The sequence below is a fragment of the Streptomyces sp. NPDC006624 genome, assembly GCF_040611555.1.
In the GTDB taxonomy this organism is placed as follows: Bacteria; Actinomycetota; Actinomycetes; order Streptomycetales; family Streptomycetaceae; genus Streptomyces.
Window position 1 is genome coordinate 213364 of the sequence record NZ_JBEXOM010000005.1, and the last position, 11880, is coordinate 225243.

General features: G+C 74.1%; 13 protein-coding genes. 9 read left to right on the forward strand and 4 right to left on the reverse strand.

The window, feature by feature from the left end:
- The first annotated feature begins 8 nt into the window (after nucleotides 1–8).
- Nucleotides 9–596: a GNAT family protein gene (locus ABZY20_RS11690; RefSeq protein WP_356440116.1), complete on the forward strand. Its 588-nt coding sequence runs from the start codon at nucleotides 9–11 to the stop codon at nucleotides 594–596.
- On the opposite strand, the gene ABZY20_RS11695 is transcribed toward ABZY20_RS11690, so the two are convergent.
- Nucleotides 587–934: a VOC family protein gene (locus tag ABZY20_RS11695; protein ID WP_356440119.1), complete on the reverse strand. Its 348-nt coding sequence runs from the start codon at nucleotides 932–934 to the stop codon at nucleotides 587–589. The genes ABZY20_RS11690 and ABZY20_RS11695 overlap by 10 nt on opposite strands.
- 48 nt (nucleotides 935–982) lie before the next feature.
- Between ABZY20_RS11695 and ABZY20_RS11700 the strand changes: the two genes are divergently transcribed.
- Entirely contained in the window at nucleotides 983–1456 is a 474-nt protein-coding gene (locus ABZY20_RS11700; RefSeq protein WP_356440122.1) for a phage holin family protein, read from the forward strand.
- A 5-nt stretch (nucleotides 1457–1461) separates the two neighbouring features.
- Nucleotides 1462–2493, forward strand: a complete 1032-nt coding sequence (locus ABZY20_RS11705) for an SDR family oxidoreductase (RefSeq protein WP_356440125.1) — start codon at nucleotides 1462–1464, stop codon at nucleotides 2491–2493.
- Here the strand turns inward: ABZY20_RS11705 and ABZY20_RS11710 are convergent.
- Genes ABZY20_RS11710 through ABZY20_RS11720 form a run of 3 tightly spaced genes read right to left on the reverse strand, consistent with a single transcriptional unit; the run spans nucleotide 2490 to nucleotide 4985 of the window.
- The gene (locus ABZY20_RS11710) at nucleotides 2490–2861 is read right to left on the reverse strand and encodes a hypothetical protein (protein ID WP_356440728.1); all 372 of its coding nucleotides are present in this window, start codon (nucleotides 2859–2861) and stop codon (nucleotides 2490–2492) included. The genes ABZY20_RS11705 and ABZY20_RS11710 overlap by 4 nt on opposite strands.
- 52 nt (nucleotides 2862–2913) lie before the next feature.
- Entirely contained in the window at nucleotides 2914–4005 is a 1092-nt protein-coding gene (locus tag ABZY20_RS11715; RefSeq protein WP_356440128.1) for an enolase C-terminal domain-like protein, read from the reverse strand.
- A 17-nt stretch (nucleotides 4006–4022) separates the two neighbouring features.
- Nucleotides 4023–4985 (reverse strand): LLM class F420-dependent oxidoreductase, encoded by a 963-nt coding sequence (locus tag ABZY20_RS11720; protein ID WP_356440131.1) that lies wholly within the window; start codon nucleotides 4983–4985, stop codon nucleotides 4023–4025.
- Between the two features lie 172 nt (nucleotides 4986–5157).
- Here ABZY20_RS11720 and ABZY20_RS11725 point away from each other — a divergent pair, with 172 nt between their 5' ends.
- The 6 genes from ABZY20_RS11725 (at nucleotide 5158) to ABZY20_RS11750 (ending at nucleotide 11880) form a co-directional block, all read left to right on the forward strand.
- Nucleotides 5158–7380 carry an FAD-dependent oxidoreductase gene (locus ABZY20_RS11725; protein WP_356440134.1) on the forward strand — a complete coding sequence of 741 codons (2223 nt, stop codon included), beginning with the start codon at nucleotides 5158–5160 and terminating at the stop codon, nucleotides 7378–7380.
- Nucleotides 7377–9224 carry a transketolase gene (locus ABZY20_RS11730; RefSeq protein ID WP_356440137.1) on the forward strand — a complete coding sequence of 616 codons (1848 nt, stop codon included), beginning with the start codon at nucleotides 7377–7379 and terminating at the stop codon, nucleotides 9222–9224. Before ABZY20_RS11725 ends, ABZY20_RS11730 begins: the two co-directional genes overlap by 4 nt.
- Nucleotides 9221–10150, forward strand: a complete 930-nt coding sequence (gene ligD, locus ABZY20_RS11735; protein WP_356440140.1) for a non-homologous end-joining DNA ligase — start codon at nucleotides 9221–9223, stop codon at nucleotides 10148–10150. Before ABZY20_RS11730 ends, ligD begins: the two co-directional genes overlap by 4 nt.
- Nucleotides 10151–10242: 92 nt before the next feature.
- Nucleotides 10243–10623, forward strand: a complete 381-nt coding sequence (locus ABZY20_RS11740) for a gas vesicle protein (protein ID WP_356440142.1) — start codon at nucleotides 10243–10245, stop codon at nucleotides 10621–10623.
- A gap of 61 nt (nucleotides 10624–10684) precedes the next feature.
- Nucleotides 10685–11110 carry a gas vesicle structural protein GvpA gene (locus ABZY20_RS11745; RefSeq protein ID WP_356440145.1) on the forward strand — a complete coding sequence of 142 codons (426 nt, stop codon included), beginning with the start codon at nucleotides 10685–10687 and terminating at the stop codon, nucleotides 11108–11110.
- On the forward strand, nucleotides 11107–11880 hold the full coding sequence (locus ABZY20_RS11750) for a GvpL/GvpF family gas vesicle protein (protein WP_356440148.1): 774 nt from the start codon (nucleotides 11107–11109) through the stop codon (nucleotides 11878–11880). Before ABZY20_RS11745 ends, ABZY20_RS11750 begins: the two co-directional genes overlap by 4 nt.

Genomic DNA, 11880 nt, shown 5'->3' on the forward strand with positions numbered 1-11880 from the left:
GTGGCGGGGTGCCGCACACCGCATCCCGTCACCTCGCCGAAGGCCCCCGGGTGGGCCTGCGCCCCTTCACCCACGCGGACGCCGCCGAGTTCACCGCCCGCGCCCGGGAGAGCAAGGACCTGCACCACCCGTGGCTCTTCCCGCCCCTGACCGCCCAGGCCTACGCCGCCTACGCGGGCCGGCTGATCGAGGACCCCACCAAGGCCGGGTTCCTGGTGTGCGAGAAGGACAGCGGCGCCCTCGCCGGGTTCATCAACATCAACAACATCGTCGAGGGCGGCTTCCAGTGCGGCGCCCTCGGCTACGGCGCCTTCGCGCACGCCGCCGGACGCGGGCTGATGCGCGAAGGGCTCGACCTCGTCGTGCGGCACGCCTTCGGCCCGATGCGGCTGCACCGGCTGGAGATCAACGTCCAGCCGCGCAACACCGCGTCGATCGCGCTGGCCCGCCGCTGCGGGTTCCGCCTGGAGGGCTTCTCGCCGAAGATGCTCTTCGTCGACGGAGCCTGGCGCGACCACGAGCGCTGGGCGATCACCAGCGAGATGATCGAGGGGCCGGGGAGGCGCCGGCCCGGCCCCGGGCCCGCTCAGGCCTGACGGTCGACGTACTCGTAGACCGACCCGTCCGGATGCAGCGCGATCAGGTTGCGGCCCGCCGGGGAGGCGATGGGGCCGGCGACGATGTGGGCGCCCAGCTCGGTGAGGACCTTGTGGGTCTCCTCCACGTCCGTCACGGCGATCGTCGCGGCGACCTTGCGCAGCACCTCCAGCTCGGCCGGCGGACCGCTCATCAGCAGGAAGCAGCCGATCGCCGCCACCTGGACCCCGCGCCGCTCGAAGCGCTGGGCTCTGCCGCCCGCCAGCCGCTCGTAGAAGGGGATCGCGGTCTCGAGGTCGTCGACGCAGACGCGCAGGGTCGCACCCAGAATCTCCATGAGGACGAGCCTAGTTACGCGCAGGGGGCCGAGGGTACCCGGTCGCCCATGAAGCCGATGGATCACCTGGAGCATCTGGACAGGCACCTGGTCGACGAACTGGCACAGGTGGCACGTGAGACCGTACGGGACGAACTGCGCGAGCAGACCCGCAAGCAGCGCCGCAAGGCCGCGCTGTACGCCGCGTCCGGCGCCTTGGCCCTGTACGCGGGCGCGGCCCTCGCGCTCGCCGTGGGCCTGGCGCTCGCCCTCGGCCTGCCCGACTGGGCCGCGGCGCTGATCACCGCCGCCGTCCTGGCCGTCTCGGCGTTCGTGCTGCGCTCGATGGCCCGGCCGTCCCGCCCGGGTGCCGGGCACACGGCCGACGGGGTCCCGGGGCACGAGGGCGCCGGTCAGGCCGCCGCCGCGGCCGGTGGCCTGCCCTACCCGCCCGTGCCGCCGGCCCCGCCCGCCGCGGGCGCCACGGACGCCGTGCCCCCGCCGCCGGCGCAGGCCCCGGACGTACCGCGCCGCGAGGGGTGAGACCGGTGCGCGCGCCCCGCACCCCGCACCGGCGCGGCCGGGTGGTCGTGGTGACCGGAGCCAGCGGCGGCATCGGACGGGCCACGGCCCGGGCCTTCGCCGCCCGCGGCGACAAGGTCGCCCTGCTCGCACGTGGGCGTGAAGGGCTCGCCGCCGCGGCGGACGACGTGCAGCGCGCCGGGGGAGAGGCGCTCGTCGTCGGCGTGGACGTCTCCGACGCCCAGGCCGTCGAGGACGCCGCCCAGCAGGTCGCCGACGCCTTCGGGCACATCGACGTCTGGGTCAACAACGCCTTCACCGGTGTGCTCGCGCCGTTCACGGAGGTCTCCCCGGAGGAGTTCCGCCGCGTCACCGAAGTGACGTACCTGGGCTACGTGTTCGGCACCCGGGCCGCGCTGCGGCACATGCTGCCGCGGGACCGCGGCACGATCGTGCAGGTCGGCTCCGTCCTCGCCTACCGGGGCATCCCGCTGCAGTCGGCGTACTGCGGGGCCAAACACGCGATCCAGGGGTTCAACGAGTCCCTGCGCTGCGAGCTGCTGCACGCCCGCAGCGGAGTGCGCACGACGATGGTGCAGCTGCCGGGCGTCAACACCCCCCAGTTCGACTGGGTGCTGAACCGGATGCCGGGCCGGGCTCGCCCCGTCGCGCCCGTGTACCAGCCGGAGGTCGCGGCCCGCGCCGTCGTGCACGCGGCGTCGCACGCCCGGCGCCGCGAGTACTGGGTGGGCGGCGCCGCGGTCGCGGCGCTCCTCGCCAACGCCGTCGCCCCCGGGCTGCTGGACCGCTACCTGGCCCGCACCAACGTCGACGCCCAGCAGGACGACGGCCCGCACGACGGGCCCGCGAACCTGTGGGTCCCGGCGGACGGGCCGCACGGCAGGGACTTCGGGGCGCACGGGCGCTTCGACCACGAGGCCAAGGGCCGCAGCCCGCAGCAGTGGCTGTCGCGTCACCGGGGATGGCTGGGCGCCGCGCTGACCGCCGGGGCCGGCGCCCTCGCGGCGCGCAGGCTGGCCGGTCCGGTCCGCCGCTAGAGCCGGACCGGACCGCCCGCGCCGTCTCCGACGCCGACGCCGTCACCGTTGCCGTTGCCGTCGCCGTCGAGGAAGCGGAGCAGGACCGCCGCCTCCTCCCGGAGCCGCGCGGCCCTGTCCGCGTGCGCGGGCGAGGTCAACCGGTCTGCCGCGTCCAGCCGTTCGGCCGCCTCGGCGCGGACGATGTCCAGCACGTCGCTCTCGCTCAGCTCGCGCCGGTCCGCCTCGGTGGCACCGGCGCCGGCCGGCGAGGCCTCCAGGGCCGCGGCACCGGGCACCGTCTCGCCCACGGGCACCGCCCCGGCGTTGTCCAGGGCGGCCAGCGCACCGCGCAGGGCGCTCACCGCGGCCCTGTCACGGGCACGCATCGCGGCGGGAAGGGCGTCACGCAGACGCAGGCGCACAGACATGCCGGCGACTCTAGGCGACCCGGTACCGCTCCACCTCCTGATTTCGCAGCGTGAGCCCGTGGCCCACGCCCTGCGTCGGACGGACCGTGCCGCCCGTGGGGTCCAGAGCGCCGTCGAAGAACATGTCCTCGATGCGGACGTGGTCGTGGAACCACTCGACGTGGCGGAGGTTGGGGATCGAGGCGCAGGCCGCCGCGTGGGCGTGCGGGGCGCGGTGCGCGGAGACCTCCAGTCCGTGGGCGTGCGCCAGGGCCGCCGCGCGCAGGAACCCGGTCAGGCCGCCGCAGCGCGTCGCGTCCACCTGGAGGCAGTCGACCGACCCGGACGTGATCATCCGGGCGAAGCAGGGCAAGTCGAAGCCGTACTCCCCGGCCGCCACGTCACTGACCACCGCGTCGCGCACCTGCCGCAGCCCCGTCAGGTCGTCCGAGGACACCGGCTCCTCGAACCAGCCCACGCCGTGCTCCGCGAGGGCGTGGCCGACCCGCACCGCCTGCTTGCGGGCGTAGGCGCCGTCGGCGTCGACGTACAACTCGGCCCCGTCGCCGATCACATGGCGTGCCGCCCGGACGCGGTGCAGGTCACGCGCGACCTCGCGGCCCCACCCCTCCCCGATCTTGATCTTCACGCGCGGGATGTGCTGCCCGTGCACCCAGCCGTGCAGCTGCGCGGCCAGATGCGTGTCGTGGTACGTCGTGAAACCTCCGCTGCCGTACACCGGCACGCGCTCGCCGCGCACGCCCAGCAGCCGGGCCAGCGGCAGTTCCAGCAGCCGGGCCTTCAGGTCCCACAGGGCGATGTCCAGCGCCGAGACGGCGCAGGAAGCGATGCCCGGGCGGCCGATGTCGCGCACCGCGTGCCCCATGGCGTCGTGCGCGGCCGGGATGTCCAGGGCGCTCATGCCCTCGACGAGCGGCGCGAGCTGCCGCGAGAGCACGTCGGCGACGGCCGGCGGGCCGTACGTCCAGCCCGTGCCCGTCTCGGCGCCCGCGGCGACCTCGCAGACCACCACGGGCGTCACCTCCCAGGCCAGCGTGCCGTCGGCCTCGGGCGCGTCGGTCGGCACCGTGTAGACGGAGACGACGGGACGGTGCAGTCTCATCGCGCGCTCCGTCCTCGTCAGAGGCCCTGCTGGAGCTGCGGCAGCACCTTCGTACGGTAGAAGTCGAAGAAGCCGCGCAGGTCGGGGCCGATCTGGTTGACGTAGACCCGGTCGAAGCCGGCGTCGGCGAACTGCTTCAGCTCCGCGACGTGCTCGTCCACGTCGTCGCCGCACACCCGGTTCGCGCGCACCATGTCCTCGGTGACCAGCTGCTGCGCCTGCTCGAAGTGCCTCGGGGAGGGCAGCACCTGCCCCAGCTCGCCCGGCAGCTGCTCGTTCGCCCAGAGCCGGTGCACCGTGCGCACGGCCTCGTCCCTGTCGGTGCCGTAGCAGACCTTGGTGCCGCCGCTGACCAGCTTCCCGCCGCCCCCGCCCTTGCGGTACTGCTCCACCATCGTCTCGTCCGGCATGACCGTGATGTAGCCGTCGCCCACGCGGGCGGCGAGCTTGGTCGCCGCCGGGCCGAAGCCGGAGATGTCGATCGGGATCGGCTCGTCCGGGAGCGTGTACAGCCGGGCGTTCTCCACGGTGTAGTACGGGCCGCGGTGGTTGACCTCCTCGCCGGTGAACAGCCGGCGCATCACCTGGATGGCCTCCTCCAGCATCTCCAGCCGGACGTGGGCCGGTGGCCAGGGATCGCCCAGGATGTGCTCGTTGAGCGCCTCGCCGGAGCCGACGCCGAGCCGGAAGCGGTTGCCCGTCATCACCGCGCTGGTCGCGGCGGCCTGGGCCACCACCGCCGGGTGCATCCGCACGGTCGGGCAGGTCACCGCCGTCTCGATCGGCAGGGACACCGCCTCCGACAGCGCACCGATCACGGACCACACGAACGGGCTCTGGCCCTGCTCGTCGTTCCACGGGTGGTAGTGGTCGGAGATCCACAGCGCCTGGAAGCCGGCCTGCTCGGCCATCCGCGCCTGCTCGATCAGCTCGGCCGGTCCGTACTGCTCGCACGAGAGGAAGTAACCGTAGTCGGCCATGGGGGAGTGCCTCCGCGACGTGGGCGGTCCGTATCCCGCACCGGGTTTCCCGGGCGCGGGTCCGGAAACCGTCGCGTCCGGCCCGATGGGCACCCGCGGACGTTTGGGTGCCCTGGCCAGGGGGACGCGGAAGGCTTCCGAGGTACGCGACAGCGCCGGAGGCGAGTCAACCGTGAGTCGACCCCGCATCGTGATCGTCGGTGCCGGCTTCGCCGGATACCGCACGGCCCGCACCCTGTCCCGGCTCACCCGGGGCCGGGCCCACATCACCCTGCTGAACCCGACCGACTACTTCCTGTATCTGCCCCTGCTGCCCCAGGTCGCCGCCGGCATCCTGGAGCCGCGCCGGGTCACGGTCTCCCTGTCGGACTCGCTGCCGAACGTCCGGCTCGTCCTGGGCGGGGCCGACCGGATCGACCTCGACGACCGGGCCGTGCACTACACCGGGCCCGAGGGCGAGGACGGCACGCTCGCCTACGACCGGCTGGTGCTCGCCGCGGGCAGCGTGAACAAGCTGCTGCCCATCCCCGGCGTCGCCGAGCACGCGCACGGCTTCCGGGGGCTGCCCGAGGCGCTGTACCTGCGCGACCACGTGACACGGCAGGTGGAGCTGGCCGCCGGGGCCGACGACGGCGACACCTGCGCCGCGCGCTGCACCTTCGTGGTGGTGGGCGCCGGCTACACCGGGACCGAGGTCGCCGCCCACGGGCAGATGTTCACCGACGCGCAGGTCCGCAGGCATCCGCTGCGGCAGGGCATGCGGCCGCGCTGGATGCTGCTCGACGTGGCGCCGCGGGTGCTGCCCGAGATGGACGAGAAGCTGTCCGCCACCGCCGACCGGGTGCTGCGGCAGCGGGGCGTGGACGTGCGGATGGGCACCTCCGTGAAGGAGGCCACGCACGAGGGCGTCGTGCTGACCGACGGCGAGTTCGTCGCGACCCGGACGCTGGTGTGGTGCGTGGGCGTACGGCCCGATCCGCTGGTCGAGTCCCTGGGGCTGCCGATGGAGAAGGGGCGGCTGCTGGTCGACCCGCATCTGCAGGTGCCGGGCCGGCCCGAGCTGTACGCGTGCGGTGACGTGGCGGCGGTGCCCGATCTGGAGAAGCCGGGCAGCTACACGCCGATGACCGCGCAGCACGCCTGGCGGCACGGCAAGGTCGCGGCCGAGAACGTGGCCGCGTCGCTGGGTCTTGGCGGGGCGCGCAAGCCCTACCGCCACCGTGACCTGGGCTTCGTCGTCGACCTGGGTGGTGCGAAGGCCGCGGCGAACCCGCTCGGTGTGGCCCTGTCCGGCGTACCGGCGGGCGTGGTCACCCGTGGCTACCACCTCGCCGCGATGCCCGGCAACCGCGTCCGGGTCGCCGCCGACTGGCTGCTGGACGCGGTGCTGCCGCGCCAGGCCGTGCAGTTGGGGCTGGTGCGGTCCTGGTCGGTGCCGCTGGACACGTCGTCCCCCGAGGTGGCCCGGGTGCCGGGCGGACCGGGCCGGCGGCAGGAGGCCGACGCCCGGTCCGGACCGGGGGCGGCGCTCGAGTCGGACATCCACGACTCCGGGACCGGCACGCCCGGCTCCCACGACAGGCAGACCGGCACGGCGGAGCCCGGCGAGGGCGGCCGTGCCGGCGACGAGCCCGCGAAGGGGCACCCCGGGTCCGGGACGACGCAGGTGCGGCCCGGACCCGGGGCCGCGCGGCTGCAACCGACCGAGGCCGACACGGCGAAGGGCCGCCCGGCCCGTGACCAGGGCGAACGGCAGGACACGGGCGGCGCGCAGCTACGTCCGACGGAGGCCGACACGGCGAAGGGCCGCCCGGCCGAGCCGTCCCCGCCGCCGCGTGCCGCCGCCAACGACCGGCCGGATCCGGAGCCGGCCGGGAGGGGCGGTGAGCCGGTGAGGGATCGCCCGGGTGACGAGCCTGCCAAGAGCCAGCCGGGCGGCGAGCCGGCCAGCAATCAGCCGGGCGGCGAGCCGGCCAAGAGCCAGCCGGGCGGCGAGCCGGCCAAGAACCAGCCGGGCGGCGAGCCTGCCAGGAATCAGCCAGGCCGCGAGCCCGCCGGGAACCAACCCGGCGGCGAGCCCACTGCCAGCCGGCAGGGTGACGAGACCGCGCGGAGCCGGCCGGGTAGCGAGCCGGCCAGGAATCAACCGGGCGGCGAGCCGGCCAGGAATCAGCCGGGCAGCGAGCCCGCCAAGAGCCAGCCGGGCGGCGAGCCGGCCAAGAACCAGCCAGGCCGCGAGCCCGCCAGGAATCAGCCCGGTGGCGAGCCCGCCAAGAATCAGCCCGTTCCCTCCCCCCAGCCCCCGCCCCACCAGCCCCCGCCGGGGCCCGGTACCGCTCCCGGCCCCGTCAAGCGGGACGGCGTTCCCGACGACTCCGCGAAAGGAGACTCATGAACACCGGTGAACTCACCGAACTCGGCCGGCAGCTGCGCGTGGACAGTGTGCGCGCGGCCGCCGCCGCGGGCTCCGGGCATCCGACGTCCTCGATGTCCGCCGCGGACCTGGTGGCCGTGCTGCTCGCCCGCCACTTCCGCTACGACTTCGAGCGCCCGGCCCACCCCGGCAACGACCGCTTCGTCCTGTCCAAGGGCCACGCCTCGCCGCTGCTGTACGCCGCGTACAAGGCGGCCGGCGCCATCGACGACGAGGAACTGCTCACCTTCCGCAAGCTGGGCAGCCGCCTGGAGGGGCACCCCACCCCGCAGCGCCTGCCGTGGGTCGAGACGGCCACCGGCTCCCTCGGGCAGGGGCTGCCCGTCGGCGTGGGGATCGCGCTGGCGGGCCAGCGGCTGGACCGCACCGGGTACCGCACCTGGGTGCTGTGCGGCGACAGCGAGCTGGCCGAGGGGTCCGTCTGGGAGGCCGCCGAGTACGCCGGGCATGAGCACCTCGACAACCTCACCGTGATCGTGGACGTCAACCGGCTCGGCCAGCGCGGCCCCACCCGGCACGGTCACGACCTGGACGCCTACGCCCGGCGCTTCCAGGCCTTCGACTGGCACACCATCGAGATCGACGGCCACGACGTGGACGCCGTCGACCGCGCCTACGGAGAGGCCGCCTCCACCAAGGGCCAGCCCACCGCGATCCTCGCCCGGACCCTCAAGGGCAAGGGCGTCGAGGCCGTCCAGGACCGCGAGGGCCTGCACGGCAAGCCGCTGCCGGAGGCCGAGGACGCCGTCGCCGAACTCGGCGGGCCCCGTGACATCCGCGTCCGGGTGCAGGAGCCGCCCGCCACCCGCATGCTGCACTCCGTGCAGACCGGGAACTTCGAGCTCCCCACCTGGGACAAGGGCGACGAGGTCGCCACCCGCGACGCCTTCGGCCAGGCCCTGACCGCGCTCGGCACCGGCCGCGGCGACATCGTCGCCCTGGACGGCGAGGTCGGCGACTCCACCCGCGCCGAGTTCTTCGCCAAGGAGCACCCTGACCGCTACTTCGAGTGCTACATCGCCGAGCAGCAGCTGGTCGCCTCCGCGGTGGGGCTCGCCGCCCGCGGCTGGGTGCCGTACGCCGCCACGTTCGCGGCGTTCCTGACCCGGGCGTACGACTTCATCCGCATGGCGTCCGTCAGCGGCTCCGGCATCAACCTCGTCGGCTCCCACGCGGGTGTCGCCATCGGCCAGGACGGGCCCAGCCAGATGGGCCTGGAGGACCTGGCGATGATGCGGGCGGTGCACGGCTCGACCGTGCTGTACCCCTGCGACGCCAACCAGACCGCGCGGCTGGTCGGCGCCATGGCCGGTATGGAGGGCATCCGCTACCTGCGCACCTCGCGCGGCGAGAGCCCGGTGATCTACGGCCCGGACGAGGAGTTCCCGGTCGGCGGCAGCAAGGTGCTGCGCTCCTCCGGCGAGGACCGGCTGACCCTGGTCGCGGCGGGCGTCACCGTGCACGAGGCGCTGGCCGCCGCCGACGCCCTGGAGCAGGAGGGCATCCGTGTCCGGGTCGTCGACCTGTACTCCGTCAAGCCCGTCGACCGGGCCACCCTGCGCCGGGCCGCCGAGGAGACCGGCTGCCTGGTGACCGTGGAGGACCACCACCCGGAGGGCGGCATCGGGGACGCGGTCCTGGACGCCTTCACCGACGGGCGGCCCGTGCCGCGCCTGGTGCGGCTGGCCGTGCGGGCGATGCCCGGCTCGGCGTCGCCCGAGGAGCAGCTGCACGCCGCGGGCATCGACGCGGAGTCCATCGCGGCGGCCGGACGGCTGCTGGTGGAGGAGGCGGTCGTGCGGTGAGCGGCGGCGACGGCGGGCTGAAGGTGCGGGCGGGCCGCCGCACGGTGGAGGTGCACCGGCCCGGCAAGGTGCTCTTCCCCGGTGGCGGCGGAGCCGAGGAGTACACCAAGGGCGACCTGGTGGAGTACCACCGGGCCGTCGCGCCCTTCATGCTGCCCCACCTGCGCGGACGGCCGCTGATGCTGCAGCGCCACCCGGACGGTCTCGACGGGCCCCGCTTCATGCAGAAGAACACCCCGGAGCACTACCCGAAGTGGATCGGCCGCGTCGAGCTGGCCAAGGAGGGCGGCACCGTCTGCCACACCGTCTGCGACGACACCGCCACCCTCGTGTACCTCGCCGACCAGGCGAGCATCACCCTGCACCGCTGGCTGTCCCGCGCCGACAGCGCCGAGCGGCCGGACCGGATGGTCTTCGACCTCGATCCGCCGGGCGACGACTTCGAGGCCGTGCGCGAGGCCGCCCGGCTGCTCGGGCGGCTGCTGGAGGAGCTGGAGCTGCCCTCGGCGCTGATGACCACCGGCTCGCGCGGACTGCACGTGATCGTGCCGCTGAACGGCCGGCACGACTTCGAGGACGTGCGGGCATTCGCCCGGGACGTGGCCGACACCCTCACCGCCGAGCACCCCGACCGGCTCACCACCGCACCCCGCAAGAAGGACCGAGGCGAGCGGCTCTACCTCGACATCCAGCGCAACGCCTACGCGCAGACCGCCGTCGCGCCCTACACGGTCCGGCCCGCCCCGGGAGCACCGGTGGCGACCCCGATCACCTGGCGGCAGCTGGACGACCCCGAGCTGCACGCCCGCCGCTGGACCATCGCCGACGCCGTCGAGCAGGCCCGCACCGATCCCTGGTCGGGCCTGCTCGCCCGGGGCCGCTCACTGGGTCCGGCCCGGCGGCGGCTGGAGGCCCTGCGGGGCTGACGCGACCCGCCTCCGGCCAGGCGGGTGGCAGATGCATGCGTCCCCAGAGGTTTGGCGTACACGCTTGCGGCCACACGGAGGGGGAGGTGGCCATGTCGAACACGAAAAACACGCAAGAGTCACAGAGTTCACAGGATTCTCAGGACTCACGGAATTCGAGCGGCACAAGCAAGGCAAAGGACAACGAGTCGGCCCCCAAGCGGCCGAACCCGATGGAGGTGCTGCGCCAGGCGCGCGGCCAGCTCGCGGAACTCACCGGCATGGAGGCCGAGTCCGTGTCGTCCTTCGAGCAGACGGAGGACGGCTGGGCGCTGGAGGTCGAGGTGCTCGAACTCGAGCGCGTGCCCGACACGATGAGTCTGATGGCGAGCTACCAGGTGGAGCTCGACAGCGAGGGGCAGCTCACGGGTTACCGGCGCGTCCGCCGCTATGAACGCGGTCGTTCCGACGCGCGCAGGTCCGGCGGCCGCTAGGCCGCCCGACCGGTCCCGTACTTCCACAACCCGTACGTACGCACAAGGAGGAACATCCGGCATGAGTGTCGTACCGGCACAGCAGTCCGGCGGCGGAGGCGGCAGCAGCGGTCTCTATGACGTGCTCGAACTCGTCTTGGACAGGGGGCTCGTGATCGACGCGTTCGTCCGTGTGTCCCTGGTGGGCATCGAGATTCTCAAGATCGACGTGCGCGTCGTCGTCGCCAGCGTCGACACCTATCTGCGCTTCGCCGAGGCGTGCAACCGGCTCGACCTGGAGGCCGGGCCGCGCAAGGACCCGGGCCTGCCCGACCTGGTCGGGGAGATGACCGAGTCCGGCGCCCGGGGCAAGTCCAAGGGGGCGCTGTCGGGCGCCGCCGAGACCATATCCGACGCCTTCAAGCAGGCGCGCAGCGAGAGTGAGACCGAGTCGCGTCCGCGAGCCCGCAAGACGTCGTCGGCCCGCCGGAAGGAGGAGCAGGAGTGAGCACCTACGTCTACGGCATCGCGGCGAGCTCGCACCCGGGCCTCCCGGAGGGCATGGGCGGCGTGGGCGACCCGCCGCGCCCGGTGCGCATCCTGCGGGCGGGCGACCTGGCGGCCGTCGTGAGCGAGGCGCCCGAGGGGCTGCGGCCCAAGCGGAAGGACCTGCTCGCCCACCAGAACGTGCTCAGCGAGGCGGGTGCGGCCGGCTGCGTGCTGCCCATGCGGTTCGGCAGCGTCGCCCCGGACGACAACTCCGTCACCGGGGTGCTCGCCGAGCGTGCCGAGCACTACAAGGAGCGGCTGGGGGCGCTGGACAACCGGGTCGAGTACAACGTCAAGGCCAACCACGTCGAAGAGGCCGTCCTGCACCAGGTGATGGCGGAGAGCCCCGACATCCGCGGCCTCGCGGAGGCCAACCGGCAGGCGGGCGGAGGCAGTTACGACGACAAGATCCGGCTCGGCGAGATGGTCGCCGCGGCGGTCAAGGCCAGGGAGGCCGAGGACGGGGCCGCCGTCCAGCGCGCCCTGGAGGGGGCCGCCGACGACGTGAGCGTCGGCCCCGAGTCCACCGGCTGGCTGGCCAACGTGTCGTACCTGGTGAACCGAGACGAGGCCGACGCCTTCCTGGCCACCGTCGAGCAGCTCCGCAAGGACATGCCGCACCTGGAGGTGCGGGTCAACGGCCCGCTGCCGCCGTACAGCTTCGTCGAGCCCGGCCCGGCGGAGCACGCGAGCACCGCGGCGGGTGGCACGGACACCGGAGCGGGGTGA

What these genes read in the sequence shown, in the direction of transcription:
- ABZY20_RS11740 (WP_356440142.1), top strand. Translation starts at nt 10,243, where the DNA reads ATGTCGAACACGAAAAACACGCAAGAGTCACAGAGTTCACAGGATTCT.
- ABZY20_RS11710 (WP_356440728.1), bottom strand. Translation starts at nt 2,861, where the DNA reads ATGCGTGCCCGTGACAGGGCCGCGGTGAGCGCCCTGCGCGGTGCGCTG.
- ABZY20_RS11720 (WP_356440131.1), bottom strand. Translation starts at nt 4,985, where the DNA reads ATGGCCGACTACGGTTACTTCCTCTCGTGCGAGCAGTACGGACCGGCC.
- ABZY20_RS11745 (WP_356440145.1), top strand. Translation starts at nt 10,685, where the DNA reads ATGAGTGTCGTACCGGCACAGCAGTCCGGCGGCGGAGGCGGCAGCAGC.
- ABZY20_RS11700 (WP_356440122.1), top strand. Translation starts at nt 983, where the DNA reads ATGAAGCCGATGGATCACCTGGAGCATCTGGACAGGCACCTGGTCGAC.
- ABZY20_RS11715 (WP_356440128.1), bottom strand. Translation starts at nt 4,005, where the DNA reads ATGAGACTGCACCGTCCCGTCGTCTCCGTCTACACGGTGCCGACCGAC.
- ABZY20_RS11730 (WP_356440137.1), top strand. Translation starts at nt 7,377, where the DNA reads ATGAACACCGGTGAACTCACCGAACTCGGCCGGCAGCTGCGCGTGGAC.
- ABZY20_RS11695 (WP_356440119.1), bottom strand. Translation starts at nt 934, where the DNA reads ATGGAGATTCTGGGTGCGACCCTGCGCGTCTGCGTCGACGACCTCGAG.